At 70.2% G+C, this 23844-nt stretch carries 23 protein-coding genes and 1 tRNA gene; 9 read left to right on the top strand and 15 right to left on the bottom strand.

Annotated elements, in window-relative coordinates:
• The first annotated feature begins 39 nt into the window (after window positions 1–39).
• Complete coding sequence (locus ABIQ69_RS17150) at window positions 40–585, top strand: peptidylprolyl isomerase (protein ID WP_350348337.1); 546 nt, start codon at window positions 40–42, stop codon at window positions 583–585.
• A gap of 5 nt (window positions 586–590) precedes the next feature.
• Window positions 591–1451: a rhomboid family intramembrane serine protease gene (locus ABIQ69_RS17145; protein WP_350348336.1), complete on the top strand. Its 861-nt coding sequence runs from the start codon at window positions 591–593 to the stop codon at window positions 1449–1451.
• 181 nt (window positions 1452–1632) lie between these two features.
• Here the strand turns inward: ABIQ69_RS17145 and ABIQ69_RS17140 are convergent, their stop codons facing one another.
• Entirely contained in the window at window positions 1633–1872 is a 240-nt protein-coding gene (locus ABIQ69_RS17140; protein ID WP_350348335.1) for a cell division protein CrgA, read from the bottom strand.
• A gap of 72 nt (window positions 1873–1944) precedes the next feature.
• Here ABIQ69_RS17140 and ABIQ69_RS17135 point away from each other — a divergent pair, with 72 nt between their 5' ends.
• Genes ABIQ69_RS17135 through ABIQ69_RS17125 form a run of 3 tightly spaced genes read left to right on the top strand, consistent with a single transcriptional unit; the run spans window position 1945 to window position 3522 of the window.
• A complete protein-coding gene (locus ABIQ69_RS17135; RefSeq protein WP_350348334.1) occupies window positions 1945–2724 on the top strand; it encodes a class E sortase in 780 nt (259 codons plus the stop codon).
• 1 nt (window position 2725) lies between these two features.
• Window positions 2726–2884, top strand: a complete 159-nt coding sequence (locus ABIQ69_RS17130) for a hypothetical protein (protein ID WP_350348333.1) — start codon at window positions 2726–2728, stop codon at window positions 2882–2884.
• The gene (locus tag ABIQ69_RS17125; RefSeq protein WP_350348332.1) at window positions 2881–3522 is read left to right on the top strand and encodes a gamma-glutamyl-gamma-aminobutyrate hydrolase family protein; all 642 of its coding nucleotides are present in this window, start codon (window positions 2881–2883) and stop codon (window positions 3520–3522) included. Before ABIQ69_RS17130 ends, ABIQ69_RS17125 begins: the two co-directional genes overlap by 4 nt.
• A gap of 39 nt (window positions 3523–3561) precedes the next feature.
• Here ABIQ69_RS17125 and pknB read toward each other — a convergent pair whose 3' ends face one another.
• From pknB to ABIQ69_RS17080, 9 genes are all read right to left on the bottom strand, one after another.
• Window positions 3562–5265, bottom strand: coding sequence for a Stk1 family PASTA domain-containing Ser/Thr kinase (gene pknB / locus ABIQ69_RS17120; protein ID WP_350348331.1), 1704 nt, complete (start codon window positions 5263–5265; stop codon window positions 3562–3564).
• A 64-nt stretch (window positions 5266–5329) separates the two neighbouring features.
• Window positions 5330–7030 (bottom strand): serine/threonine-protein kinase, encoded by a 1701-nt coding sequence (locus ABIQ69_RS17115; RefSeq protein WP_350348330.1) that lies wholly within the window; start codon window positions 7028–7030, stop codon window positions 5330–5332.
• Window positions 7027–8481 carry a penicillin-binding protein 2 gene (locus ABIQ69_RS17110; protein WP_350348329.1) on the bottom strand — a complete coding sequence of 485 codons (1455 nt, stop codon included), beginning with the start codon at window positions 8479–8481 and terminating at the stop codon, window positions 7027–7029. The genes ABIQ69_RS17115 and ABIQ69_RS17110 overlap by 4 nt, the downstream gene beginning before the upstream one ends.
• A complete protein-coding gene (locus tag ABIQ69_RS17105) occupies window positions 8478–9887 on the bottom strand; it encodes an FtsW/RodA/SpoVE family cell cycle protein (RefSeq protein ID WP_350348328.1) in 1410 nt (469 codons plus the stop codon). Before ABIQ69_RS17105 ends, ABIQ69_RS17110 begins: the two co-directional genes overlap by 4 nt.
• Window positions 9880–11112: a Stp1/IreP family PP2C-type Ser/Thr phosphatase gene (locus ABIQ69_RS17100; RefSeq protein ID WP_350348327.1), complete on the bottom strand. Its 1233-nt coding sequence runs from the start codon at window positions 11110–11112 to the stop codon at window positions 9880–9882. Before ABIQ69_RS17100 ends, ABIQ69_RS17105 begins: the two co-directional genes overlap by 8 nt.
• A gap of 3 nt (window positions 11113–11115) precedes the next feature.
• Entirely contained in the window at window positions 11116–11685 is a 570-nt protein-coding gene (locus tag ABIQ69_RS17095) for an FHA domain-containing protein (protein ID WP_350348326.1), read from the bottom strand.
• Window positions 11682–12416 (bottom strand): DUF3662 and FHA domain-containing protein, encoded by a 735-nt coding sequence (locus ABIQ69_RS17090; RefSeq protein ID WP_350348325.1) that lies wholly within the window; start codon window positions 12414–12416, stop codon window positions 11682–11684. The genes ABIQ69_RS17095 and ABIQ69_RS17090 overlap by 4 nt, the downstream gene beginning before the upstream one ends.
• A gap of 66 nt (window positions 12417–12482) precedes the next feature.
• The gene (locus tag ABIQ69_RS17085; RefSeq protein WP_350348324.1) at window positions 12483–14993 is read right to left on the bottom strand and encodes a glycosyl hydrolase family 65 protein; all 2511 of its coding nucleotides are present in this window, start codon (window positions 14991–14993) and stop codon (window positions 12483–12485) included.
• Window positions 14990–15823 carry a beta-phosphoglucomutase family hydrolase gene (locus ABIQ69_RS17080; protein ID WP_350348323.1) on the bottom strand — a complete coding sequence of 278 codons (834 nt, stop codon included), beginning with the start codon at window positions 15821–15823 and terminating at the stop codon, window positions 14990–14992. Before ABIQ69_RS17080 ends, ABIQ69_RS17085 begins: the two co-directional genes overlap by 4 nt.
• Window positions 15824–16004: 181 nt before the next feature.
• On the opposite strand from ABIQ69_RS17080, the gene ABIQ69_RS17075 reads away from it, so the two are divergent.
• Window positions 16005–16088, top strand: a tRNA-Leu gene (locus ABIQ69_RS17075).
• A 117-nt stretch (window positions 16089–16205) separates the two neighbouring features.
• Here the strand turns inward: ABIQ69_RS17075 and ABIQ69_RS17070 are convergent.
• The 5 genes from ABIQ69_RS17070 to ABIQ69_RS17050 all read right to left on the bottom strand — a co-directional run bounded on the left by ABIQ69_RS17070 (window position 16206) and on the right by ABIQ69_RS17050 (window position 21925).
• The gene (locus ABIQ69_RS17070) at window positions 16206–17015 is read right to left on the bottom strand and encodes a hypothetical protein (protein ID WP_350348322.1); all 810 of its coding nucleotides are present in this window, start codon (window positions 17013–17015) and stop codon (window positions 16206–16208) included.
• 46 nt (window positions 17016–17061) lie between these two features.
• Window positions 17062–18381, bottom strand: coding sequence for an APC family permease (locus ABIQ69_RS17065; protein WP_350348321.1), 1320 nt, complete (start codon window positions 18379–18381; stop codon window positions 17062–17064).
• Window positions 18382–18387: 6 nt separating this feature from the next.
• Window positions 18388–19755 carry a M20/M25/M40 family metallo-hydrolase gene (locus ABIQ69_RS17060; RefSeq protein ID WP_350348320.1) on the bottom strand — a complete coding sequence of 456 codons (1368 nt, stop codon included), beginning with the start codon at window positions 19753–19755 and terminating at the stop codon, window positions 18388–18390.
• A gap of 57 nt (window positions 19756–19812) precedes the next feature.
• A complete protein-coding gene (locus ABIQ69_RS17055) occupies window positions 19813–21315 on the bottom strand; it encodes an anaerobic C4-dicarboxylate transporter family protein (protein WP_350348319.1) in 1503 nt (500 codons plus the stop codon).
• 112 nt (window positions 21316–21427) lie between these two features.
• The gene (locus ABIQ69_RS17050) at window positions 21428–21925 is read right to left on the bottom strand and encodes a helix-turn-helix domain-containing protein (RefSeq protein ID WP_350348318.1); all 498 of its coding nucleotides are present in this window, start codon (window positions 21923–21925) and stop codon (window positions 21428–21430) included.
• Window positions 21926–22007: 82 nt separating this feature from the next.
• Between ABIQ69_RS17050 and ABIQ69_RS17045 the strand changes: the two genes are divergently transcribed.
• The 3 genes from ABIQ69_RS17045 to ABIQ69_RS17035 all read left to right on the top strand — a co-directional run bounded on the left by ABIQ69_RS17045 (window position 22008) and on the right by ABIQ69_RS17035 (window position 23764).
• The gene (locus ABIQ69_RS17045) at window positions 22008–22685 is read left to right on the top strand and encodes a dihydrofolate reductase family protein (RefSeq protein ID WP_350348317.1); all 678 of its coding nucleotides are present in this window, start codon (window positions 22008–22010) and stop codon (window positions 22683–22685) included.
• A 9-nt stretch (window positions 22686–22694) separates the two neighbouring features.
• Entirely contained in the window at window positions 22695–23291 is a 597-nt protein-coding gene (locus tag ABIQ69_RS17040; RefSeq protein WP_350348316.1) for a dihydrofolate reductase family protein, read from the top strand.
• Between the two features lie 92 nt (window positions 23292–23383).
• Entirely contained in the window at window positions 23384–23764 is a 381-nt protein-coding gene (locus ABIQ69_RS17035; RefSeq protein WP_350348315.1) for a VanZ family protein, read from the top strand.
• Window positions 23765–23844: the final 80 nt, after the last annotated feature.

The raw sequence follows: 23844 nt of genomic DNA, 5'->3' as shown, positions 1-23844 counted from the left end.
CCTGCCGGTTGACGAATGGGCGCGTGAGAGAATATGGGAATGCCGATTCCCACCGCTGTCGCGACGCTCCACACCAACCACGGCCCCATCGAGGTCGAGCTCTACGGCCACCACGCCCCGAAGACCATCAAGAACTTCGTCGGCCTCGCGACCGGCGAGATCGAGTGGACGCACCCTGCCACCGGTCAGAAGAGCACCGACCCGCTCTACGACGGCGTCATCTTCCACCGCATCATCCCCGGATTCATGATCCAGGGCGGCGACCCGCTCGGACAGGGCGTCGGCGGCCCCGGCTACCAGTTCGACGACGAGATCAACCCCGAGCTCGACTTCACCGAGCCCTACGTCCTCGCCATGGCCAACGCCGGCAAGGACCGCATCACGGGCGGCGGCACCAACGGCTCGCAGTTCTTCATCACCGTCGGCCCCACCACCTGGCTGCAGGGCAAGCACACGATCTTCGGCAAGGTGACGGATGCCGCGAGCCAGGCGGTCGTCGACAAGCTCGCGACCGTCCCGACCGACGGCCGCGACAAGCCGCTCGAGGACGTCGTCATCGAGCGCATCACCGTCGAGCCGCGCTGACTCGCGTGAGCGACGCGGCCGGCGACCGCAACGGATTCTGCTATCGGCATCCCGATCGGCAGAGCTTCGTGCTGTGCCAGCGGTGCGGCCGCACCATCTGCGGTGAGTGCCAGACGCCGGCCCCGGTCGGCGTGATCTGCCCCGAGTGCATGAAGGAGCAGCGCGCGCAGGCGCCGAAGACCAAGCCGGCGGTGCTCACGCGCATGCGTTCGGCGAGCGGTCGGGGTGCGCCGGTCGTGACCTACTCCCTCATCGGGGTGACGGTGGCGGTGTTCCTGCTGCAGCTGGTCCCGGGGCTCGGCGTGACGAACTGGCTGTATTTCACGCCGCTCGCCGTGAGCGACATCCACCTGGAGCCGTGGCGGCTCATCACGACGGTGTTCGTGCATTCGACGGCGTTGATCTTCCACGTCCTGCTGAACATGTACACCCTGTGGATCTTCGGGCAGTTGCTCGAAGGGCTGCTCGGGCGCTGGCGTTTCCTCGCGCTCTACCTCATCGCCGGACTCGGCGGATCGGTCGGCGTGGTCTGGCTGTCCGACCCGAATACGTCGGTCGTCGGGGCATCCGGTGCCATCTTCGGCCTGATGGGCGCGTTCCTCGTCATCCAGCGCCGCCTCGGCGGGCAGACCACGCAGCTGTTCGTGCTGCTCGCGATCAACCTGGTGATCGGGTTCGTACCCGGCTGGAACATCGCCTGGCAGGCGCATCTCGGCGGCTTGGCGGTCGGCGCTCTGGTCGGGTGGATCTTCGTGGAGACCCGCAAGCGCGATCAGCGGGGCCTGCAGATCGGACTCCTCGTGGGCCTGACGGCGCTCCTGCTGGTCGCGAGCCTCCGGTACGTGTACTTCCCACTGCTCGGCTAGTTATCCACAGGTTCTCCACACCCTGGGGAGAATCACATCGGTGTCATTCCCCAGATCCGCGGAAAACCGGGCTTTCCCGGTTTCCACAGTGTGTGCAGAACTGGGGACAAGTATGGGAAAAGGGCGGATGCCGAAGCATCCGCCCTTTTCTCGTGTCGATGCGGCGACCGTGCCGCAGCGGCTATCGCCACCTCGTGGTCATGAGGAACCCGATGAACGCGATGCCGAACCCGATGAGGATGTTCCACGACCCGAGGTCGGGGATGGGGAACGCGCCGCCGGAGACGTAGAACACGATGATCCAGGCGAGCCCCACCAGCATGAAGCCGAACATGACCGGCTTGAACCAGACGGGGTTCGGGGCGTCCTCGCCGGGAGCGACCTCCGCGCGCGCGGGCTTGGGGGACTTCGTACGTGCCATGCGGGCGATTCTAGCCGAGGCGCCGCCGGACTCCCAGCGGGGCGGCCGGGCTGCGCGGCTAGAATCGCCGGTATGTCCGAGTCCGCCACCGCTCGCCCGCGCCGTCGGGTCAGCGTCGTCGGCGTGCTGGGCGAGCTGCTGCTGACGGCGGGCGTCCTGATCCTGCTGTTCCTCGGCTGGCAGCTCTGGTGGAACGACGCGATCATGGCAGGTCAGCAGTCGGATGCCGCGTCCGATCGCAGTACGTCGTGGGCCGAGCAGGACCGGGCGGAGCACGGCGACCCCGCCGCGACCCCGCCGCCCGCCGATCCGGGCGAGCCCGTGGTCGATCAGACGAAGTACGGCAACGGCGACGCGTTCGCCGTGATGTACGTCCCGCGCTTCAACGCCGAGGGCACGTTCGACTCGGTCCGCAACATCGCCGAGGGCACCGGTCTCGACGTGCTCAACAGCTTCAGCCTCGGCGTCGGCCACTACCCGGGCACTGCGATGCCCGGTGCCGTCGGCAACTTCGCGATCGCGGCGCACCGCAGCGCCTACGGCGGTGGCATGCACGAGATCGAACAGCTGCAGCTCGGCGACGCGATCTACATCCAGACGAAGGACGGCTGGTACACCTACCGGTTCCGCGACTTCGAGTACGTGACGCCCGAGACCGTCGATGTCCTGGCTCCGGTGCCGCACCATCCCGACCTGCAGCCGACCGACCGCATCATCACGCTCACCAGCTGCAACCCGCTGTACTCGACCGCCGAGCGCATCATCGCGTACGGGGTCCTCGAGTCGTGGCAGCCAGGTGCCGCCAACCCGCCGGCGGAGATCGCCGACGCCGTCGCGAGCTGGGAGAGCTGATATGTACGGAGCGCTCTGGCGAGTCCTGCCCGGCCCCTGGTGGGTCCGGCTCCTCATCCTCCTCATCCTGGCGGCGGCCGTCGTCTACGCCCTCTTCACCTGGGTCTTCCCCTGGGTCGACGGCATTCTCAACCCGATCAACGTCACGGTGGACCAATGACCCGCATCCTCGTCATCGACAACTACGACAGCTTCGTCTACACGCTGAACGGCTACCTGCAGGAGCTCGGCGCGGAGACCGACGTGCTCAGAAACGACGCGTTCGAGGCATCCGAGGTGCCGGCTCGCATCGCCGAGTACGACGGCGTGCTCATCTCGCCCGGGCCCGGCAAGCCGGCCGACGCGGGCGTCTCGATCCCGGTGGTCGAGGCGGCGCTCGCGAGCGGGCAGCCGCTGCTCGGCGTCTGCCTCGGACACCAGGCCATCGCCGAGGCGTTCGGCGCCGTCGTCACGAACGCCGAAGAGCTGATGCACGGCAAGACGTCGCGCATCGAGCACGACGGCAGCGACTTCTACGACGGCGTGCCGCAGCCCTTCACCGCCACGAGGTACCACTCGCTCGCGGTCGTCGACGACACGGTGCCGAGCGAGCTCGTCGTCACGAGCCGGACCCAGGGCGGTGTGATCATGGGGCTCCGCCACGAGGCGGCTCCGCTCTTCGGCGTGCAGTTCCACCCCGAGTCGGTGCTCACCGAGGGCGGCTACCGGATGCTCGGCAACTGGCTCGACGTCGTCGGCCTGCCGGGTGCGCGTGAGCGCGCGGCGAAGCTGAACCCGCTCGTGCGCGCGACGGCCTGACGGGCGAGACCCTGCCGGCGGCGCGGCGGCCGGCTGTGCTCAGCCGGCGCAGTAGGTGAGCTCGACGCTCGACTTCTGGGCCACCTCGCCCGGCGCGGGCGACTGACGCGTCACCGGCGAACCGGGCTGCGCCTTGCACGACCCGTCGGGCTTCGGCACGGGCGTGAGCTGCAGGTCGGCGGCCCGCAGGAAGTCGGATGCCGCGGCCAGCGTCTGACCCGTGAGGTCGGTGAGCGTCACCTTGCCGCTCGAGATCAGCAGATCGACGGATGACCCGGCCTGCACCGTCGCGCCCGCCTCGGGCGTCGTGCCCAGCACGGTCTCCGCGGCGACGGTCGGCGAGCTCTGGCGCGTCTCGGCGCCCGGCACGAGGCCGGCCGCGGTGAGCGCCTCCTTGGCCTGGTCGACGGTCATGTTCGTCACGGGCGGCACGGCGACCGGCACCCGACCGCTCGACACGTAGACCGTGATCTCGGTCTCCGTCGCGACCTTCTCGCCCGCGGGCGGATCGGTGCGGATGACCTGGCCGCTCGGGACGGTCTCGCTGGTCTCGTCGACTTTCGTCGGCGGGAGGGTGAGCTGCTCGAGCTGGTCGGCGGCTTCCTCGTAGGTCATCCCGGCGAGGGCTGGGACCTCGCGCACGTTGGACGGGAGCTGATCGGCCGGCTGCAGGTTGAACGCCCAGTACATGACCGCGATGACGATGACGACGACCGCGACGATGCCCGACCAGATCCACACCGCCGGCGGGCGCCGCTGGGTGCGCACCATGGTGTCGTCTTCAGTGAGCTGCCGGAGCGCGAGCTCCGAGGTCGACAACGAGAGCGAGCCCGTCGGCGTGGTGCCGAACAGGGCTGCGGCCCCCTCGGCTTCGCGGTGCACCGGCACGCGACCGGATGCCGCGATCTCGACGTCCTCGCGGAACTCGGCGGCCGTCTGGTACCGCTTCGTGCGGTCCTTCGTGAGCGCCCGCATCACGACGGCGTCGAGTGCCGGGGAGACCCGCGGGTTGATCACGCTCGGCTTCACCGGACGCTCGCTGACGTGCTGGTACGCGACCGCGACCGGCGTGTCGCCGCGGAACGGCGGCCGGCCGGTCAGCATCTCGAACAGCACCACGCCCGCCGAATACAGGTCGGTACGGGCATCCACCGTCTCGCCCTTCGCCTGCTCGGGCGAGAAATAGGCGGCGGTGCCGAGGATCGCGGTCGTCTGCGCGACCGTCGTCGCGGAGTCGGAGACGGCCCGGGCGATGCCGAAGTCCATCACCTTCACCTGGCCGGCGGTGGTGATCATGATGTTGCCCGGCTTGATGTCGCGGTGCACGACACCGGCGCGATGCGAGTACTCGAGCGCGGTGAGCACGCCGTCGATCACCCGGACCGCGGCCTGCGCCTCGAGCGGACCGTCGTGGATGATGTCTTTGAGCAGCCGGCCCTCGACGTACTCCATGACGATGAAGGGCAGCTGCACCTCGTGGCCGGACGCGTCGACCACGGTCTCCTCGCCCGCGTCGAACACCCGCACGATCGTCGGGTGCGCCATGCGGGCCGCGGACTGCGCCTCCTGGCGGAAGCGCATGCGGAAGGCCGGGTCGGTCGCGAGCTGCGGCTTCAGGAGCTTGATCGCCACCTGACGGCCGAGCCGCGAGTCCGTGCCGACGTGCACGTCCGACATGCCGCCGCGCCCGATGAGGGCGCCGACGCGGTAGCGACCCGCGAGGACACGTCCTTCATCGTTCACGGTGCATCTGCTCCTGTCGTCTGGTTCCTCGGGTGGCTGGGCGGGTGAGGGCGGCTCCTCGGGGTCAGGATGCCGAGTTGCTCACCGTCACCGTGGTCGCGGAGGAGGCCGGCGACTGGAGCTGGCCGCAGAAGTACGAGAACGAGAGGTCGAACGTGCCCTCGGCGTTCGGAGCGGTCACGACCGTGTTCGTCGTGCCGGCCGGCAGCACCGACGACGCGGGCGTCGCGCCGTTCGAGGCCGTGAGCTGGTAGCCGCTCAGCTGCTGACCCGACGGGCAGGTCTGGGCGGGCCAGCTGACCTGAACGGTGGCACCGGGCTTGACCTCGTCGTTGTTCACGGTCGGAGGCCCGCTCGGCGCAGCCGGCTCCTCCGGCGCGGTGAGGTAGGTGAGCGTGATCGTCGTGCCGGGCTGCACCGGGCCCGACGGGTTCACGTCGGTGACGGTGTTGGTCTGGCCGGGGTCGGTCGCGGGACCGCCCTCGACGCGACTCGTCGGGAGGCCGAGCGCCTCGATGGCGGCCGCGGCGTCGTCGACGTTCATGCCCAGGTAGGCGGCCCGGTCGACCTGCACGGTCTGCGGCGCCTCGCTCGTCGGCGGCGTGGTCGGGGTCGTGGCCGGCGTGGATGCCGCCGTGGTGCGCGGCGTGCTCCGGGACGGCTCCTCGCCGCCGCCGCCCTGGTTGGTGAGCAGCGCGATGATCGTGCCGATGAGCACGATCGCGAGGATCGCGATGAGGATGATCAGCGGCCACGTCCAGGGGCTGCGCTTCTTCGGCTCCTCCTCGACGCCCTCCTCATCGGTGACCGTCGTGGTCGAGGCTCCCGCGGCGCTCGGCAGGACCGTCGTCGCGGCCGTCTGCCCCTGCTGCGGCATGAGCATCGTCGCGGCGGTGGCGCCCGCGGCACCGAGCACGGCGGGCACGGCTGCGGCAGCCGCCTGCACGTCGCCGCGGCGCAGCGCCTGCGCGGCACGCGCGAGGTGCGCTGCCGACTGGGGCCGGTCGGCCGGGTTCTTCGCGATGCAGGCGTACACGAGATTGCGCACCGGCTCGGAGACGGTCACGGGCAGCTCGGGCGGCGTCTCGTTGATCTGCGCCATGGCGATCGCCACCTGCGACTCGCCCGTGAACGGCCGACGGCCGGCGAGGCACTCGTAGGCCACGATGCCGAGCGAGTAGATGTCGGTCGTCGGGGACGCCGGGTGGCCCGAGGCCTGCTCAGGCGAGAGGTACTGCACCGTGCCCATGACCTGACCGGTCGCCGTGAGCGGCACCTGGTCGGCGATGCGGGCGATGCCGAAGTCGGTGATCTTGACCCGGCCGTCAGGCGTGATGAGCAGATTGCCGGGCTTGATGTCGCGGTGCACAAGGCCCGCCGCGTGCGCGGCCTGCAGCGCGGCTGCCGTCTGCGCGACGATGTCGAGCACCTTGTCGGTCGACAGGACGTGCTCGCGCTCGAGGATGGTGGACAGCGCCTCACCGGGCACGAGCTCCATCACGAGGTAGGCGCTGCCGTCCTCCTCGCCGTAGTCGAACACGTTGGCGATGCCCTCGTGGTTCACGAGCGCGGCGTGACGGGCCTCGGCGCGGAACCGCTCGAGGAAGCCGGGGTCGCCGAGGTACTCGTCCTTCAGGATCTTGATGGCGACCTGTCGCCCGATCACGAGGTCGGTGGCCTGCCACACTTCTCCCATACCGCCGATGGCGATCCGGGACTGCAGCTCGTACCGTCCTCCGAAGGTGAGCCCAGCGCTCGGTCTCATTTGTTCAGCACCGCCTCTAGTACCTGTTGTGCGACGGGAGCGGCAATTCCGTTGCCGAACCCCTCCTGACCAAGTCCCCCGCCATCCTCCACGAGTACCGTGATCGCATACTGAGGGTCGTCGGCGGGGGCAAAACCGGTGAACCAGAGAGTGTACGGGTCACTCTCGCCGTTCTCCGCTGTACCCGTCTTACCGGCCACGCTGACGCCGTCTATTCTTGCATTATCGGCGGCACCGTTTTCGACGCCGTTGACCATCATCTGCACCATGGTCGCGGCCGTCTCCTCGCTGATCGCCCGGCCGAACTCGGTCGCCTCGAACTCCTGCAGCGGGCTGAAGTCGGGGGCCGTGATCTGGTCGACGACGGTGGGGTTCATCACGATGCCGCCGTTCGCGATCGCGGCCGAGACCATGGCCATCTGCAGCGGCGTCGCGCGCACCGGACCTTGGCCGAAGGCGGACAGCGCGGTCTGCGCGTCATCCAGTCCGCGGGGGTAGATGTTCGGCTCGGTGGCCGTCGGGATCTCGAACTCGGAGTTGAAGCCGAACTTCTCGGCCTGCTCACGGATCGCGGTGTCGCCCAGCTCGACGCCGAGCTCGGCGAACGGGATGTTGCACGAGAGACGCAGCGCATCGGCGAGGGTGACCTCTGCGCCCGGGCCGCACGTGCCGCCGCTGGAGTTGCGCACGATCGAGCTGCTGCCGGGGAGGGTGTACGTCGCCGGGTTCGGGAACGTGCTGTCGGGGGTGTACCGGCCCGACTCGAGCGCGGCGGCGGTGACGACGAGCTTGAACACCGAGCCGGGCGGGTTCATGTCGCCGCCCGTCGCGCGGTTGTAGAGGGGGTCCATGGGGTCGTCGACAAGCGCCTGGTACGTCGCCTCGACCTGGGCGCCGTCGTGCACGGCGAGCGTATTGGGGTCGTAGGTGGGCTTGCTCACCATCGCGAGGATGCGACCGGTCGCCGGCTCGGTCACGATGACCGCGCCGGTGTAGTCGCCGAGGGCGTCCCACGCGGCCTGCTGCACCTGCGCGTCGATCGAAACCTCGACGGATGCCCCCATCGGGTCCTGCCCGGAGATGATGCGGTTGAGCTGGTCGAAGAACTGGGTCGAGGACTGCCCTGACAGATACGAGTTCGCCGACCGCTCGAGCCCGGTCGCCTCCCCGTTCACCGGGATGAAGCCGGTCACGGGCGCGTAGAGCGGGCCGTTCGCGTACACGCGCTGGAACTTGTAGTCGTCGCCCGACGGCTGCGAGTACGCGATCGGCTCGCCGCCGACGAGGATCGGCCCGCGCTCAACCGAGTAGCTCTCGTAGAGGGTCCGGGAGTTGCGGGGGTCTTGCGCGAGGGTCTCGGCCTGCGCGTACTGGATCACCGACGACGCCACGAACAGCGTCAGGAACATGACCAGCACGAGCAGGGTGACCCGCTTCAGTTCGCGATTCATCCGTCGATCACCAGCCTCGGATGGTTGCGGATCGTGTCGGACAGGCGCAGCAGCAGCGCGACGATGATCCAGTTCGCGACCAGCGAGGACCCGCCGGCGGCGAGGAACGGCGTCGTCAGACCGGTGAGCGGGATGACCCGCATCACGCCGCCGACCACGATGAAGACCTGCAGGGCGAGCGTGAACGACAGGCCCACGCCGAGGAGCTTGCCGAAGTCGTCCTGGCCGGCGAACCCGATGCGGAAGCCGCGCGCCACGAAGAGCACGTAGAGCGCGAGGATGGCGAACACGCCCGCGAGCCCGAGCTCCTCGCCGAGGCTCGCGATGATGTAGTCCGACTGCGGCACCGGGGTGATGTCGGGACGTCCCTGACCCCAGCCGGTGCCGATGAGACCGCCGTTCGAGAGGCCGAACAGGCCCTGGACGAGCTGGTAGCTGCCGCCCGTCTCCGCGTCGTAGCGCTCGGGGTTGAACGGGTCGAGCCAGTTCGCGAAGCGGTTGCCGACGTAGTCGAGGGTCTGACTGGCGATGAGCGCACCCGCGAGGAACAGGCTGAGGCCGAGCACCACCCACGACAGCCGGCTCGTGGCGACGTAGAGCATGACGAGGAACAGGCCGAAGTACAGCAGTGCCGTGCCGAGGTCGCGCTGGAACACGATGACGCCCATCGACAGCGCCCACACGATGAGCAGCGGCCCGAGGTCGCGAGCGCGCGGGAACTGCATGCCGAGGAACTTCCTGCCGACCATCGACAGCGAGTCGCGGTTGCGGACGAGGTAGCCCGCGAAGAACACCGCGAGGGCGATCTTCGCGATCTCACCAGGCTGGAACGAGGCGAACTCACCGAACGAGATCCACACCCGCGCGCCGTACACCTCGCGCCCGAGACCCGGCACGAGCGGCAGCAGCAGCAGCACGATCGCGAGGAACCCGGCGACGTAGGTGTAGCGGAACAGCATCCGGTGGTTGCGGATCAGCAGGATCGTGGCGATGGCGCAGACGATGGCGATCGCGCTCCACGCGATCTGCCGCACCGCGGCCGACTCCCAGCCCGCGTCGCCCTCGGCGATGTCGATGCGGTAGATCATCGCGATGCCGAGCCCGTTCAGCACGGTCGCGATGGGCAGCAGGAACGGATCGGCGTCGCGGGCGACGAAGCGCATGGCGATGTGCAGGCCGAAGACGAGCAGCGACAGGCCCGCTCCGAGCAGTACGAGCTGGGTGTCGATCGTGCCGAGCGCGCCGAGCTGCACGAGGACGATCGAGCACGCGTTGATCGCGCACGCGAACGCGAGCAGCCACAGCTCGAGGTTGCGCAGCTTCTGCGGCAGCCGGATGCGGCGCACGCCGCCGGGCGGCGTCGCCGCGCTGCCCTGGGGCGGCGTCTGAACGCGTCGGTCACTCAAGGGACGCCTCCAGCCGTTGCACGATGCGGTACGCCTCGGCCAGGTCGCCCGCGGTGATGGTCTGCTCGACCCGTTGCTGGTCGTAGGTGCGCAGTTCGGACACTTCGAGCGAGGTCTCGGTGTGCAGTTCGTGCAGCGAGATCGGCCCCAGGTCTTGCTGGATGCCCTGGAAGATCGCCACCCGGCCGTTCGACTCGCCGACGTAGAACCTGGTCTGGGTCCACTGGTAGCCGAGCACGAACACCGCCACGATCGCGGCGACGAGGAGCACGATCCAGAATCCCCAGACGAACCGGCGGCGACGGCGACGGCGCGCGTCCTCCTCGATGAGCTCGTCGAAGAACTCCTCGGAGTCGGGTTCGAAGTGCGTCTCCTGCACGGGGTGCGGACGGAACGGCGTGAGGAAGATGCCACGCGGCCGCACGGGCTCGGAGGGCTGGCCGAAGGCCAGCGGCGCCGCGGCGGACCCGACGATCAGCGGGGGAGTGGCCGGTGCGGGCGGCTCCCCGATGTCGACGAGCACGACCGTGACGTTGTCGGGGGCGCCGCCGTCGAGCGAGGCCTTCACGAGCCGGTCGGCGACCTGCTTCGCTCCGGCGTCGGAGGCGAGCAGCTGGTGGATCTCGTCGAAGGACACGACGCCCGAGAGGCCATCGGAGCAGAGCAGCCAGCGATCGCCGGGCCGGGTGTCGAGCACCATGGTGTCGACCTCGGGCGCGGACTCCACGTCGCCGAGCACCCGCATGAGCACCGACCGCCGCGGGTGCACCATGGCTTCCTCGGCGGTGATGCGGCCGGCGTCGACGAGGCGCTGCACGAACGTGTGGTCGGTGGAGATCTGGCTGAGCTCGCCCGATCGCATGAGGTAGATGCGGGAGTCGCCGATATGGGCGATCACGGCGCGGCTGTCTTCGATGAGCAGGGCGCTGACCGTGGTGCCCATGCCCGTGAGCTCGGAGTGGTCGGCGACGGTCTCGGTGATGCGCCGGTTCGCGGCGAGCAGTGCCGACTCGAGCTCGGCCGCGGCCTCCGTCGCGCTCTGGTGGTCGACATCGGCCTCGGCGATGCGGTGCGCGGCTATCGCGCTCGCCACGTCGCCGCCCGCGTGCCCGCCCATGCCGTCGGCCACGAAGAACAGGCGACGGCCGGCGTAGCCGGAATCCTGGTTGTTCGAGCGGATCCGGCCGACGTGCGAGACCGCAGCGCTCGCCTTGACTCCAGCCATGGCCTACCGCCGCAGCTCGAACGTCGTCGCCCCGACCTTGACCGTGGCTCCGAGCGGCACGGGGGTGGGCACGGTCACTCGGGAGCCGTCGAGGAACGTGCCGTTCGTGGAATCGAGGTCCTGGATCATCCAGCGGCCGTTCCACAGCATGAGGCGGGCGTGGTGGGTGGAGGTGTAGTCGTCGCGGATGATGATCGCCGAGTCGCTCGACCGGCCGATCGTGATCTCGTCGCGGCCGAGCGGAAACTCGGCGCCAGTCTTCTGGCCAGACGTGATCACGAGGCGGGTGGCGTTCTCGGTCGAGGCGTGATCGCCGGCGACGGATGCCCCGCCCGGGCGGGTAACCGCCTCGGTCGGCGCCTGCGAGACCTGTGACGACGGGAATGCCGAGGCGACCGGCGCCGCCACGGGTGCCGCCGCCACGGGAGCGGCCGACGCGGCCGCGGCATCCGGAAGCTTCCGCACCCGCTGGCCGAACAGGTCGCTCCGCAGCGCGTACACGATCGCGAACACGAACACCCAGAGCAGGAGCAGGAAGCCGAGCTGGAGGACGAGGAGGGTCAGTTCGCTCACGAGGCAGGCCCCCAGAACCCGCCGAGATCGGACCGCTGAGTCGCCGGCGGACGAGCGTCGCCGCCGCTCGCCTGCGCCAGCACCCGGAAGACGATGCGCGACCGGCCGATCGTGATGACCGAGTCGGGCTCGAGCACGGCGTCCTTCACGGGGGCGCCGTTCAGCTGGGTGCCGTTCGTCGAGCCGAGGTCGCGGACCCGGGCGCGGGAGCCGTCCCACTGCACCTCGGCATGACGACGGCTCGCGCCGGTGTCATCCAGCGTGACATCCGCCTCGCTGCCCCGACCGATGACGGTGCGGCCCTTGATGATGGGGTACCGCTTGCCGTTCACGTCGAGGACCGGGGTCCAGGCCACCCGGCCCTTCACGTTCGTCGAGTCGACCTGCACCAGGCCGACCGCGAGGCTCTCGTCGGGCTGCAGCACGATCGAGACGCCGCCGGCGAACTGGAAGCGCTGGCTCGCCGCGTGCTTCTGCACCAGGTCGACGAGCTCGTCGATGAGGGCGGGCCCGAGGCGGGTCATCCGATCGTGGTCTTCGGGCGACATGCGCACGGTGAAGCTGTTGGGCACCAGCACGCGGTCGCGCGAGACGACCGCCGCCTTCGTGTCGATCTCGCGCTTCAGCGCGGAAGTGATCTCCACGGGCTGCAGCCCCGAGCGGAAGGTCTTCGCGAACGCGCCGTTGACGGCGCGCTCGAGACCCTTCTCGAAGTTGTCCAGTAGGCCCACAGGTCTCCCGATCCGGTATCCGTGACTTCGCGACAGGATAGCGCGAAGGGCTGAAAACGCTCCCGCTCAGTCCACCGGGATGGGCGAATCGTCCTCGTCGACATCGAGCGACAGCGTCGGGATCGACGCCGTCAGCAGGGTGCCGTCGGCCCGGCGCGTGCCGGTGACGTCGCGCATCGTGGGGGCGCCGAGGATGCGCGGACCCTGCCCGTCGAGCGGCACCCGGACGGGCTCGCCCGCGCTGATCCGCACCGACTGACCGCGGACCGAGACCTCGGCTCCCTCGCCCTCCTCGACCTGGAACGTGATCGCATCGTGCTCGACCGTGACGCGCAGCCGCGTGCCGCGGAGCGTCACCCGGTACGTCAGCGCGGTCCAGCCGTCGGGCAGGCGCGGGTCGAACGAGAACTTCCCGCCGTGGTCGCGGAAGCCGCCGAAGCCGAACGCGAGCGCGCTCCACACCCCGCCGGTGGATGCCACGTGCACGCCGTCGGCCGCGTTGTGGTGCAGGTCGGCGAGGTCGACGAACAGGGCCGCACGGAAGTAGCGCAGCGCGAGCTCGTGGTACCCCACCTCGGCGGCGATGATCGACTGTACGACCGCCGACAGCGTCGAGTCGCCCGTGGTCAGCGGGTCGTAGTACTCGAAGTCGGCGAGCTTCTGCTCGGTCGTGAACCGGTTGCCCTGCAGGAACAGGGCGAGCACCACGTCGGCCTGCTTCAGCACCTGGAAGCGGTAGATGACGAGCGGGTGGTAATGCAGCAGCAGCGGGCGGCGGTCTTCGGGCGTGTGCTCGAGGTCCCACAGCTCCTTCTCGAGGAAGGCGGAGTCCTGCGGGTGCACGCCGAGCTGCGGGTCGAACGGGATGTGCATGTGCGCGCCCGCCCGGCGCCAGCTCGCGACCTCGGCCGGGGTCACCGAGAGCCGCTCGACGAGCCGGCGGTACTCGGTCGGCTGGTGCACCTGCAGATCGTCGACCGCCTTGGCGGCCGCCTCGAGGTTCGCCCGGGCCATGACGTTCGTGTACAGGTTGTCGTTCACGACCGTCGTGTACTCGTCGGGCCCGGTCACGCCGTGGATGTGGAACACGTCGTCGGCGTTCGAACGCCAGAACCCGAGGTCCTCCCACATACGCGCCGTCTCGACGAGGATGTCGATCGCGCCGCGGGCGAGGAAGTCCTCGTCGCCGGTCGCCGCGACGTACTGCATGAGGGCATAGGAGATGTCGGCGTCGATGTGGTACTGCGCCGTGCCGGCCGCGTAGTACGCGCTCGACTCCTGCCCGTTGATCGTGCGCCACGGGAACAGCGCGCCGAGCTGGTTGAGCTCGGTCGCCCTCGCGCGCGCCGCGTCGAGCATCTTCTGGCGGAACCGCAGCACGTTCCTGGCCACGATGGGGGCCGTGTACGTGAGGAACGGCATCACGTAGATCTCGGAGTCCCAGAAGTAGTGGCCGCCGTACCCCGAGCCGGACACGCCCTTGGCCGCGACGCCGCCGCCGTCGGTGCGGGCGGTCGCCTGCGCGAGCTGGAACAGGTTCCAGCGGGTGGCCTGCTGCAGCAGCGGCTGACCCGGGATCTCGACATCCGACCGCGTCCAGTAGTCGTCGAGCCACGCGCGCTGCTGGGCGAAGATCTCGGCCACGCCGAGCTCGGCGGCGCGGTCGAGCGTGCGGTCGGCGCGATCGACGAGCTCCCGCACGGGCACCTTCCGGGCCGTGTGGTAGCTCACGGCCTTGGTGACCCGGATCGGGACGCCCTGCGTGGCCTGCACCTTGTAGATGTGCTTCGCGAGATCGTCGCCGATCGACCCCGACTCCGTGAACGGGTTGTCGGTGACGATCGAGTGCTGTGCGCCCACGGCGATCGTCATGCCCGAGTTCGTGGTCTGGTAGCCGAGGATGTACCGGCCGTCGCCGTGGCGCTTCGCGCGCGGCTGCATGACCCGGTCGATGAACGTCTCGGCCTTCCGCGGGTCGAACCCGGCCGGCGCCTCGGGCACGCCAGCGCGGTACTCGTCGCGCCCGTCCTGCCGGTTCAGGATCTGGCTCGAGATGGTGATCGCCGCGTCGGCGTCGAGCAACTCGACCTCGTAGTCGATGAGTGCGAGGTGCCGGTCGGTGAAACTCGTCATGCGACGGCTCGTGATGAGCACGCGCTTGCCCGACGGGGTGCGCCACTCCACCGAGCGGCTGAGCGACCCGGTGCGGAAGTCGAGCCGGCGCTCGTACGAGAGGATCTCGGCCTCGGTCATGACGAGCGGCTCGTCGTCGACGTAGAGGCGGATGACCTTCGCGTCGGGCGCGTTCACGATCGTCTGCCCGACGCGCGCGAAGCCGAACGCCTCCTCGGCGTGCCGGATCGGCCACGTCTCGTGGAAGCCGTTCACGAACGTGCCGTGCATGTGGCCGTCGCGGCCTTCCTCGACGTTGCCGCGGAGGCCGAGGTACCCGTTGCCGACGGCGAAGAGCGTCTCGGTGCGCCCCTGGTCGTCGATGCCGAACTCGGTCTCGACGAGCGCCCACTCGTCGATCGGGAACCGGGTGCGGTTCAGCGGGTCGGTGTCGGCGAACCTCATGCCTGGTCCTCTCGGGTGGGTTCGTTCGATTCGTTGGATTCGGCGGGTGCAGCCGGTGCGGCGGGTGCGGATGCCGCGCGCTCGACGGCCGGGATGAGCTCGTCGAGCTCGTCGACGACGACCTCGGCGCCGAGCCGCGCGAGCGTGTCGCGGCCGACACCCCGGTCGACGCCGACGACGAGTCCGAAGTCCGCCGCGGCGCCCGCCCGGACGCCCGACTCGGCATCTTCGACGACCGCGCACGCCTCGACCGGCAGGCGCAGCAGATCTGCGGCGCGCACGAACGTATCGGGGAACGGCTTGCCCGGCAGACCATCGCGCGCGGCGACCTGACCGTCGACGACGACCTCGAACCGGTCGGCCAGTCCGGCGGCCTCGAGTACGGCCGGGGCGTTCTTCGAGCTGGAGACCACGGCGACGAGGCATCCGGCCGCCTGCACCGCGTCGAGGAACGCGACGGACGCCGGATAGGCGGCGACACCCTCCTCGGCGAGGGTGGCGTTGAAGGCCTGGTTCTTGCGGTTGCCGAGGCCGTGGACCGTGTCTTCGGCGGGCGCGTCGGTGACGCCGCCCTCGGGCAGATGGATGCCCCGACTCGCCAGCAGCGACCGCACGCCGTCGTAGCGCGGCTTGCCGTCGATGTACGCGAAATAGTCGGCGTCGGTGTACGGCTCGGCACCGCGCGCGGCGAGGAACGGCGTGAACAGTCGCGCCCACGCGTGCATGTGCACCGTCGCCGTCGGCGTGAGCACGCCGTCGAGATCGAACAGCCAGCCGCGGATACCGGAGAGGTCGACCTCGGCCGGGTCGATGGTGGGGGAATGGGTCACTGGGGCGGTCCTTTCCTCGCGTCGGGGCCGGGGACGGCGAACCCAGGGTTCGATGCTATTCCGGATGCCGCGCGAGGTGCGAGGGGCGGGTGGGGGAGTGAGGGCGCCGGTGCCCGAATGGCGATTGCCGCGACGAGATGTTAGTCTCGGTTGGCTGATGCGCACCTGTGTGCGTCGGTATGCGCAAGTGGCGGAATAGGCAGACGCGCACGGTTCAGGTCCGTGTGCCCGTGAGGGCGTGGGGGTTCAACTCCCCCCTTGCGCACAGAAGTCCAGCGAGATCCAGTGATCTCGAGGACGGGATTCATACGAAGCAAGCCCCGGCGGGATCGCCGGGGCTTGCGTCGTTCGGAGCCGGCATCGAACCGTTCGGCGAACGGCGTCACGTCGCCGCTGACAGGCGCTGGGCCACACGGAGGGACTCTGCCGAGCCGAGCCGACGTCGCTCGTCCCGCTCACGGAGGAAATGCGCGAGCACGGGCAGGTCACGGCGGTCGCCGCGGATGCGGATCGCGACCTCGTCGCCGGCGCCGTCGAGCGGGACGCCGAGATGCTCGACCGCCGAGCGTCTGACCAGGAGCTCGGGTCGTTCGTCAGCCGCGTCGGAGCTGCGGGCGACCGCTCGGATGTCGTGCCACCTGAGGTGTGCGGGCGCGACGCGCCGCCGCGTCTCGGCCGACCGGCCGCCGAGCGGCACGGCCCGGACGGTCTCGACCAGGACGTGCTCGGGCGAGAGCGCGAGGATCGCGGCCGGTCTCCGGTCCTTCCGCGTCTGGCTCGCCACGTACGGGATGCCGCTGATGGCGATCGCGAGGAACGCGAGGCCGAACAGCCCGTACATCCAGGCGGGCCCCGTGAGCCCGACGGCTCGGGCGGGTCCGCCCTCCATCGTCGTCGCCCAGCCGAGCGCGATTCCCACGGCCACGGCCGGGACGAGCCAGCTCGCGGCGACCACCAGCATCATCACGAGCGCGAACAGGTGCACCAGGAACTGCGCCAGCCAGGGCGAATGGCCGAGGCGTTCGAGCACGGCCGGCTCGCCTGGACGGGCCCGCCAGGCGTACACGGCGGCGTCACGGGCCGCCAGGCGCTGCTGCCGAGCGGTCGGCCGAGCGTCGGCGCCGGCCGTGGTGCGAGCCGCGGCGCCATCGAGGTGGGCGCCGCCGAGGCGGTCACCGGACGACGTGGGCATGGAACGAGTGTGCCAGGGCCATCCGGGATGCGGTCCCTGCCGTCGGTCAGACGGCCGCCCCGCGACGCCGCGCCGCGGCCTTCCAGCCGAGGTCCACGGCGATCGAGAGCACGATGATCACGACGAGGGCGATCGCGGTCGCCGGCTCCGCGGCGAGCGTGGTCGTGCAGAAGACGACGAAGGTGCCGAGCGTCGCGAGCAATCCGATGACCAGCACGACGGCGTTCGCGCCGGTCGTGCGGAACAGCCGGAGGTGCGCGACCGACACGGCCGAGAAGACCAGCAGGGCGACGGCACTGCCGATCGAGGCGATCTTGTTCAGGTCGAAGCCGGCGACGAGCACGCTCGCGAGCACCGCCATGACGACGAGGCCCACGGGGAACGGCCCCATGGATCGACCGAACACGGGCGGGAACTGCCCCACCGACGCGAGGTGCCGGGTCATCCCGATCGATGGATACAGACCGGCGTTCACCGCGCCCGTCGTGGAGAACAGCGCCGTGACCACCATCAGCACGTATCCGGCGTCGCCGAGCGCCGGTTTGGCCGCCTCGGCCAACGCGGTCGTCCCGTACTCGACGACCTCCTCGGAGGTGAGGGTGCCGAAGACGCCGAGCGCGACCGCGACATAGACCGCGGTCGCCACCGCCAGTGCCGAGTAGATCGCGATCGGCAGTTCCCGCGCGGGCTTCGCGAGATCCTTCGCCGTGAACGTGATGACGCCGAAACCGAGGAAGGCGAAGAAGGTGAGGGCGACGCTCGAGATGATCTGCCGGGGATCCGGGTAGCCGGCCGGTGCGAGCAGCGCCGGGTCGAGGTTCGCGATCGTGACGGCGGCGAACAGGACCAGGATCGCGAGCACGACGACCACGATCACGGACTGGACTCGGGCCACCGCAGTCGATCCGATCGTGTTCAGCCCGCTCATGACCACGATGAGGGCCACCGCGAGGATCTTCGCCCACGTCGCATCGCCGTCAGCGACGATGGAGCTCGCGTAGCCGCCGAAGGAACTCGCGATCATCGCGACGACGATCGCACCGGCGACGAAGAACAGCCACGACCCGATGCCGGCGAGATGGCCCTCACCGAAGCCGCGTGAGAGGAAGGTGAGGATCCCGCCGCCCGACGGATATGCGGCGCCGAGCTTGGCGAACGAGTATCCCTGCAGGCCGGCGATGATCCCGGCGATCAGGAACGACAGCCACACCGCGGAGCCGGCGACGGCGCCGGCGGCGCCGAGGAGCGCGAAGATGCCGGCACCCACCATCGAGCCGACGCCGATGAACGTCGCCTGCAGCACCGTCATGTGCTTGCGGGGCGGCGCATCCGGCGTCGTGGATGCCCCGGCCGGGCGATCGGCCATGGCGGGCTACCCGGCCGAGGCCGCGGCGAGCTTGCGGATGAACACGGTCTGCGCGGCGATCATGCGTTCGATCTCCTCCGGGTCCACGGACTCGTCCGACGCGTGGATGCGCGCCTTCGCCGTGTCCTCGGCGCCCCAGAGCACGATGGCGGCCCCGGGCGAGACCTTCTGCAGCGACGCCACGAGCGGGATGGAGGCCCCGCTGCCGATCCGCTCGACCTCGCTGCCGTACACCTCGCGCATGGCTTCCTCTGCGGCGACGATCGCGGGATGCGAGGCATCCACCGCGAACGCGTGGCCGACCTTCACCCGCTCGACGTCGACCTCCACATTCCAGGGCCGCTGCGACCGCAGGTGCGTCATCAGCGCCTCGAGCTGCTGCTCGCCGTCGGAGCCCGGCGCGATGCGCAGCGAGAGCTTGGCCGTGACCTCGGGCAGGAGCACGTTCGACGCCTCTGCCGTGGTCGGCACATCCATGCCGAGCACCGTCACCGACGGCTTCGCCCAGAGCCGGTCCGAGAGCGACCCGGTGCCGAGGAACTCCACGCCGGGCAGGATCGACGAGCCGTCGCGGTACACCTGCTCGTCCATCTCGGCGCCGTCCCAGGTGCCGGAGTCGACCCCGGGCACGACGGTGTCGCCGTGCTCGTCGTGCAGTGTGTCGAGGATGCGGATCATGGCCGTCATCGCATCGGGTGCGGCGCCTCCGAAGAGCCCGGAATGCACCGGCGCGGCGAGCGAGCGGACCGTGATGGTGCACGCGACATCGCCGCGGAGCGCCGTCGTCAGCCCAGGCTTGCCGACCTCCTGCGGGCCGATGTCCGCGATGACGTACGCGTCGGCGGCGAAGCGCTCGGGGTTCGCCTCGACGAAGGCCTCGAGATGCGAGATCGTCTCCTCCTCGCCTTCCACGAGCAGTTTGACGCGGCAGGGCCGGTCGGGACCCAGCAGCTTGAGCGTGCCGTAGTGGATGACCAGCCCCGATTTGTCGTCGGCGGCGCCCCGCCCGTAGATCCGACCGTCGTCCTTCGTCGTGGGCTCGAACGGCGGGCTCGTCCAGCCCTGGCTCTCGGGCGCCGGCTGCACGTCGTAGTGCGCGTAGAGCAGGACTGTCGGCGAGCCGTGCGGACCGGGCAGGTCCGCGTACACGCAGGGGTAGCCGTCGGGGACGTCGAGGAGCTCGACGCCCGTCGCGCCCGCCGCCTCGAAGAGCGCGACGACCTCCCGGCCCATCCGGTGCACGGGTTCGGGATCGAACCCGGGGAACGCGACGGACGGGATCCGCACGAGTCCGTCCAGTCGCTCCAGGACCTCGGGCATCAGGTCGCCGGCCTGCGCACGCGTGCCGGCGGTGTCGGGCTGCACGTCGGTCATGACGCCTCCTTCGTGAGATCGCGCGCGGGTGCGCGGCGAACGGATGCCTCCCGGCGATCAGGCCGGGACGACGAGTTGGATGAGCAGGCCCGAGAGCACCACCGCCACCCACGACACGAGCATCGGGATGGTGAACGAGTGCCACACGGGGATCTGCGTGAGCTTGGTGGATCCGGTGCGGTCGGTCTCGACGGCCGCGATCTGCGACCCGTTCGCCGGGAACAGCCAGACGCCGATGAGCGACGGCCACATGGCGGTGATGACTCCCGGCGCGAGCCCGGCCGCGAGGGCGATCGGGATCATGGTGTTCGTCGTCGCGGACTGGCTGGTCGTCAGGCCGCAGACGAGGAAGAGCGCGAACGCGAGCAGCAGGGGGTTCGCCTCGATCATCGCGCCGAGCGGCTCGATGATCGTCTCCTCGTTCGCCGAGATGAACGTGTCGGCCATCCAGGCGATGCCGAAGAGGGCGACGGCCGCTACGAAGCCCGCCTTGAGCAGGGGCTGCTCGACGACCGCGCTGGGCTTGACCCTTCGTACGAGGATGATCACGAGCGCCGCGGTGAACATGACCATCTCGATGACGGTCGCCATCGGGATCGGCTCGACCTCGCCCTCTTCGGTCGGGAAGGCGGGACGAAGGGCGGGGAAGAGTCCGAGCAGGACGATCAACATCGTGCCGGCGACGAAGATCCAGGCGGCGGTGGCGCCGCCCGGAGGAACGGGGTGCTCGATCACCGCGACGTCCTGGTTCCGCGCGGCCGCCGTCCGTCCGCGTCGGGTCGCCGCGGCCGGCGGCGGGGGCGGCGATGTCGTGACCGCCGCGTCGCCGGAGACGGCGACGGTCTCCGCAGCGGGCGCTGCGACCGCCGTTCCGCCTGCCGTCATCGCCGCGTACCGCGCGCTGAGTGCGGCCGGCACCTCGACGGTGCCGTTCTCGACGCGCTTCAGGAAGACCGGGTCGTCGAGGAGGTCTCGGCCGATGCGCTGCTGCACCACCGCGGTGGCGATGCAGGCGACGAGGGCGGAGGGAATGGTGATCAGCAGGATCTGCGGCAGCCCGTAGCCGGTGCCCTCCATGAGGACGAGGTAGGCAGCCATCGCCGCAGAGACGGGGCTCGCGGTGATGCCGAGACCAGAGGTGACGGTCGAGGCCGCCAACGCCCGCTCGGGCCGTTGCCCGTTGCGGTACGCCGTCTCGTAGATGACCGGGATGAGGGCGAAGAAGATGTTCGACGTGCCGGACAGCACCGTGAAGACGAACGCGACGATCGGCGCCACGTAGGTCAGCCGCTTCGGGTTGCGCTGGATGATCTTCGAGGCGATGCCGACCAGGTAGTCGATGCCGCCGGCGGCCTGCATCGCCGATGACGCGGTGATCACGGCGATGATGATGAAGAACGCATCGATCGGGACCGCGCCGGGCGGCAACTGGAAGACGAACACGAGGATTGCCGTGCCGACGACTCCCCACAATCCGAGCCCGATTCCGCCGGTTCGGACACCGAGAACGATGGCGCCGATCACGACGCAGGCCTGCAGGATGACCAGAACGATGTCCATCTCGACCCCCCGGGAACGTCGTCGTCCTGGGCTCACGGTAGCGCACGGGGTGGACTAAAGGCGAGGAAATGTCAGGATCAGATGCGCGGCCGTGGGCGATGCGGTCTCCGGCTCAGCCCGTCTCGCGCATGGCGTCCTCGTAGGCGGCTGCGAGGAGCTCGCTCGGACGGGGTGCGGCTGGGTCGGGGCGCGGGATGCCGAGGTGCGCCTCGCGGAGCTCGTCCATCATCGCCTCGACGAGCTGCGGGCCGCCGTCGCGCAGGAGCTCGGCGCGGACCCGGAGGCGACGCTCGCCGCCTCGGTGGGCGAGACCCCATGTTCCGAGCGCGACCATGATGGGCAGCACCTGGATGCCGGCCTCGGTGAGGGAGTACGCGGCGCGCTGACCGCGGCGGGCGTCGTCGCGAGTGAGCAGTCCGCCGTCGACGAGGCGCTTCAGCCGGTTGGCGAGGATATTGGACGCGATGCCCTCCTCCGAGCCGGCGAGGAGCTCGCGGAAGTGGCGGCGGTCGCCGAACATGATGTCGCGCAGCACGAGCATCGACCACGGGTCGCCGAGCACCTCGACGGCGGCGTTGATCGCACAGCCGGAGCGCGGGGCGGAGTCCATGCATCCGAGTTTAGTGGTTGCGGTCTGCAATCGGTTTCGCTAGCGTCCAGGTGATCTCGATCTGCAACCGCTTGGAGCCGTCATGTCTCTCATCCGCATCCAGAACTTCTCCATCTCCCTCGACGGCTTCGGCACGGGCGAGGGGCTCACCTTCGAGGAGCCGTTCGGGCACGCGGGGGAGCGGCTCCACGAGTGGATGTTCGCCACGCGCTTCGGACGCGGCATGTTCGGCGGCGGCGACGGTTCCGACGGCGTCGACAACGCGTTCGCCCAGCGCCACGACACCCTCGACATCGGGGCCGAGATCATGGGCCGCGGCAAGTTCGGCCCGCAGACCGGGCCCTGGACCGACCTCGGTCAGGACGACGAATGGCGCGGCTGGTGGGGCGACGAGCCGCCCTTCCACACACCGGTGTTCGTGCTCACCCACCACCCGCGGCCCTCCATCGAGATGGCCGGAGGCACCGTCTTCCACTTCGTCGACGCGTCACCCGAGGAAGCCCTCGCGCTCGCCCGCGAGGCCGCCGGCGGGCGGGACATCCGACTCGGCGGCGGCGCGACCAGCATCCGCGAGTTCTTCGCGGCCGGACTCGTCGACGTCGCCCACCTCGTCGTCGTGCCGATCGTGCTCGGTCGCGGCGTGCGCCTGTGGGACGGACTCGAGGGCCTCGAGGCGGACTACGAGATCGAGCAGGTGTCCTCGCCGAGCGGCGTCGTCCACCTCGGCCTCACCCGCCGCGCCGCGGGCGTGACGGAGTAGGAGGCATCCATGGGCAAGGTCGCCTGGGGATTCACCTCCTCGATCGACGGCTTCATCGCCGGCCCCGGCCACGACATGAGCTGGCTCTCGGCGGGCGACGCGCTCGCCGAGGGCACCACCGAACGGCTGGCCGCCCGCGTCGGCGTCATCATCTCCGGCCGAGTCGGCTACGACGCCGCGCTCGCCCAGCGCGGAGAACGCGACGAGCTCACCTCCGAGGCCTACGGCGGCGCCTGGTCCGGCACCGAGATCGTGCTCACCCACCGTCCGGAGGAGCTCGCGGGGGATGCATCCGTCATCGCGCTCGACTGCGACGTCGTCGAAGCGGTGCGCCGCGCCAAGGAGCTCGCGGGCGATCTCGACGTGCAGATCATCAGCGCCGACATCGCCCGGCAGGCGCTCGAGCACGACCTCCTCGACGAGCTGCAGGTGTTCGTCGCACCGGTGTTCCTCGGGGACGGGACCCGCATCTTCGACGTACCCGGCGGCCGGCGCATCGACTGGGAGCTCGACGAGATCTTCACCGAGAGTCCCCGGAGCTTCGGCCGGACCTATCGGCCCAAGGGCCGACCGCGCGGTGGAGCGCGGGGCGCAGCGGAGAGCTGACGGATGCCGCCTCGCCGGGCGCTTCGGGCGGGGCGGGCCTCGCACCGCACGCCGGGTGACCGGTTCCCCGCGGCGGATGCGACGATCGAGGCATGGGAATTCGGGCGCGTCACGCCGCGGTCTGGGCGGGGTTCGCGCTGGCGGTGCTCCTGCAGCTCGTCGTGCTCTACCTGCCCTCCGCCCCGGAGGGCCCAGGTATCCCCGGCACCGACAAGGCCGTGCACGCGGCGATCTTCCTCCTGCCGGCGCTGCTCGGCACGCTCGCCGGCATCCCGGCGCTCGCCCTCGCCGGCGTGCTGGCCGCCCACGCCGTGCTCTCCGAGGCGGTGCAGCACCTGGTGCTCCCGGATCGGTCCGGCGACGTATGGGACGTCGTGGCCGACATCACCGGCATCCTCATCGGCTCGGCCATCGCCTGGGCGCTTCTGCGCCGTCGTGCGCGACGGGGCGGGGCCCCGTCGTCGGCCGCGTGATCGCTGCGAGACACCCCGACCCATCCGAGGCACGCGAACTCCCGCCTCGGATGCTCCAGCCGTCAGATCCGCCACGGGGT

Origin of the sequence: Agromyces sp. G08B096 (assembly GCF_040267705.1) — a bacterium.
Classification (GTDB): Bacteria; Actinomycetota; Actinomycetes; order Actinomycetales; family Microbacteriaceae; genus Agromyces.
The sequence above is the reverse complement of the archived record's forward strand: the minus strand, read 5'-3'. Positions and strand labels throughout refer to the sequence as shown.

What these genes read in the sequence shown, in the direction of transcription:
- ABIQ69_RS17150 (WP_350348337.1), top strand. Translation starts at nt 40, where the DNA reads ATGCCGATTCCCACCGCTGTCGCGACGCTCCACACCAACCACGGCCCC.
- ABIQ69_RS17140 (WP_350348335.1), bottom strand. Translation starts at nt 1,872, where the DNA reads ATGGCACGTACGAAGTCCCCCAAGCCCGCGCGCGCGGAGGTCGCTCCC.
- ABIQ69_RS17135 (WP_350348334.1), top strand. Translation starts at nt 1,945, where the DNA reads ATGTCCGAGTCCGCCACCGCTCGCCCGCGCCGTCGGGTCAGCGTCGTC.
- ABIQ69_RS17130 (WP_350348333.1), top strand. Translation starts at nt 2,726, where the DNA reads ATGTACGGAGCGCTCTGGCGAGTCCTGCCCGGCCCCTGGTGGGTCCGG.
- ABIQ69_RS17125 (WP_350348332.1), top strand. Translation starts at nt 2,881, where the DNA reads ATGACCCGCATCCTCGTCATCGACAACTACGACAGCTTCGTCTACACG.
- ABIQ69_RS17115 (WP_350348330.1), bottom strand. Translation starts at nt 7,030, where the DNA reads ATGAGACCGAGCGCTGGGCTCACCTTCGGAGGACGGTACGAGCTGCAG.
- ABIQ69_RS17110 (WP_350348329.1), bottom strand. Translation starts at nt 8,481, where the DNA reads ATGAATCGCGAACTGAAGCGGGTCACCCTGCTCGTGCTGGTCATGTTC.
- ABIQ69_RS17100 (WP_350348327.1), bottom strand. Translation starts at nt 11,112, where the DNA reads ATGGCTGGAGTCAAGGCGAGCGCTGCGGTCTCGCACGTCGGCCGGATC.
- ABIQ69_RS17085 (WP_350348324.1), bottom strand. Translation starts at nt 14,993, where the DNA reads ATGAGGTTCGCCGACACCGACCCGCTGAACCGCACCCGGTTCCCGATC.
- ABIQ69_RS17070 (WP_350348322.1), bottom strand. Translation starts at nt 17,015, where the DNA reads ATGCCCACGTCGTCCGGTGACCGCCTCGGCGGCGCCCACCTCGATGGC.
- ABIQ69_RS17065 (WP_350348321.1), bottom strand. Translation starts at nt 18,381, where the DNA reads ATGGCCGATCGCCCGGCCGGGGCATCCACGACGCCGGATGCGCCGCCC.
- ABIQ69_RS17060 (WP_350348320.1), bottom strand. Translation starts at nt 19,755, where the DNA reads ATGACCGACGTGCAGCCCGACACCGCCGGCACGCGTGCGCAGGCCGGC.
- ABIQ69_RS17055 (WP_350348319.1), bottom strand. Translation starts at nt 21,315, where the DNA reads ATGGACATCGTTCTGGTCATCCTGCAGGCCTGCGTCGTGATCGGCGCC.
- ABIQ69_RS17050 (WP_350348318.1), bottom strand. Translation starts at nt 21,925, where the DNA reads ATGGACTCCGCCCCGCGCTCCGGCTGTGCGATCAACGCCGCCGTCGAG.
- ABIQ69_RS17045 (WP_350348317.1), top strand. Translation starts at nt 22,008, where the DNA reads ATGTCTCTCATCCGCATCCAGAACTTCTCCATCTCCCTCGACGGCTTC.
- ABIQ69_RS17040 (WP_350348316.1), top strand. Translation starts at nt 22,695, where the DNA reads ATGGGCAAGGTCGCCTGGGGATTCACCTCCTCGATCGACGGCTTCATC.
- ABIQ69_RS17035 (WP_350348315.1), top strand. Translation starts at nt 23,384, where the DNA reads ATGGGAATTCGGGCGCGTCACGCCGCGGTCTGGGCGGGGTTCGCGCTG.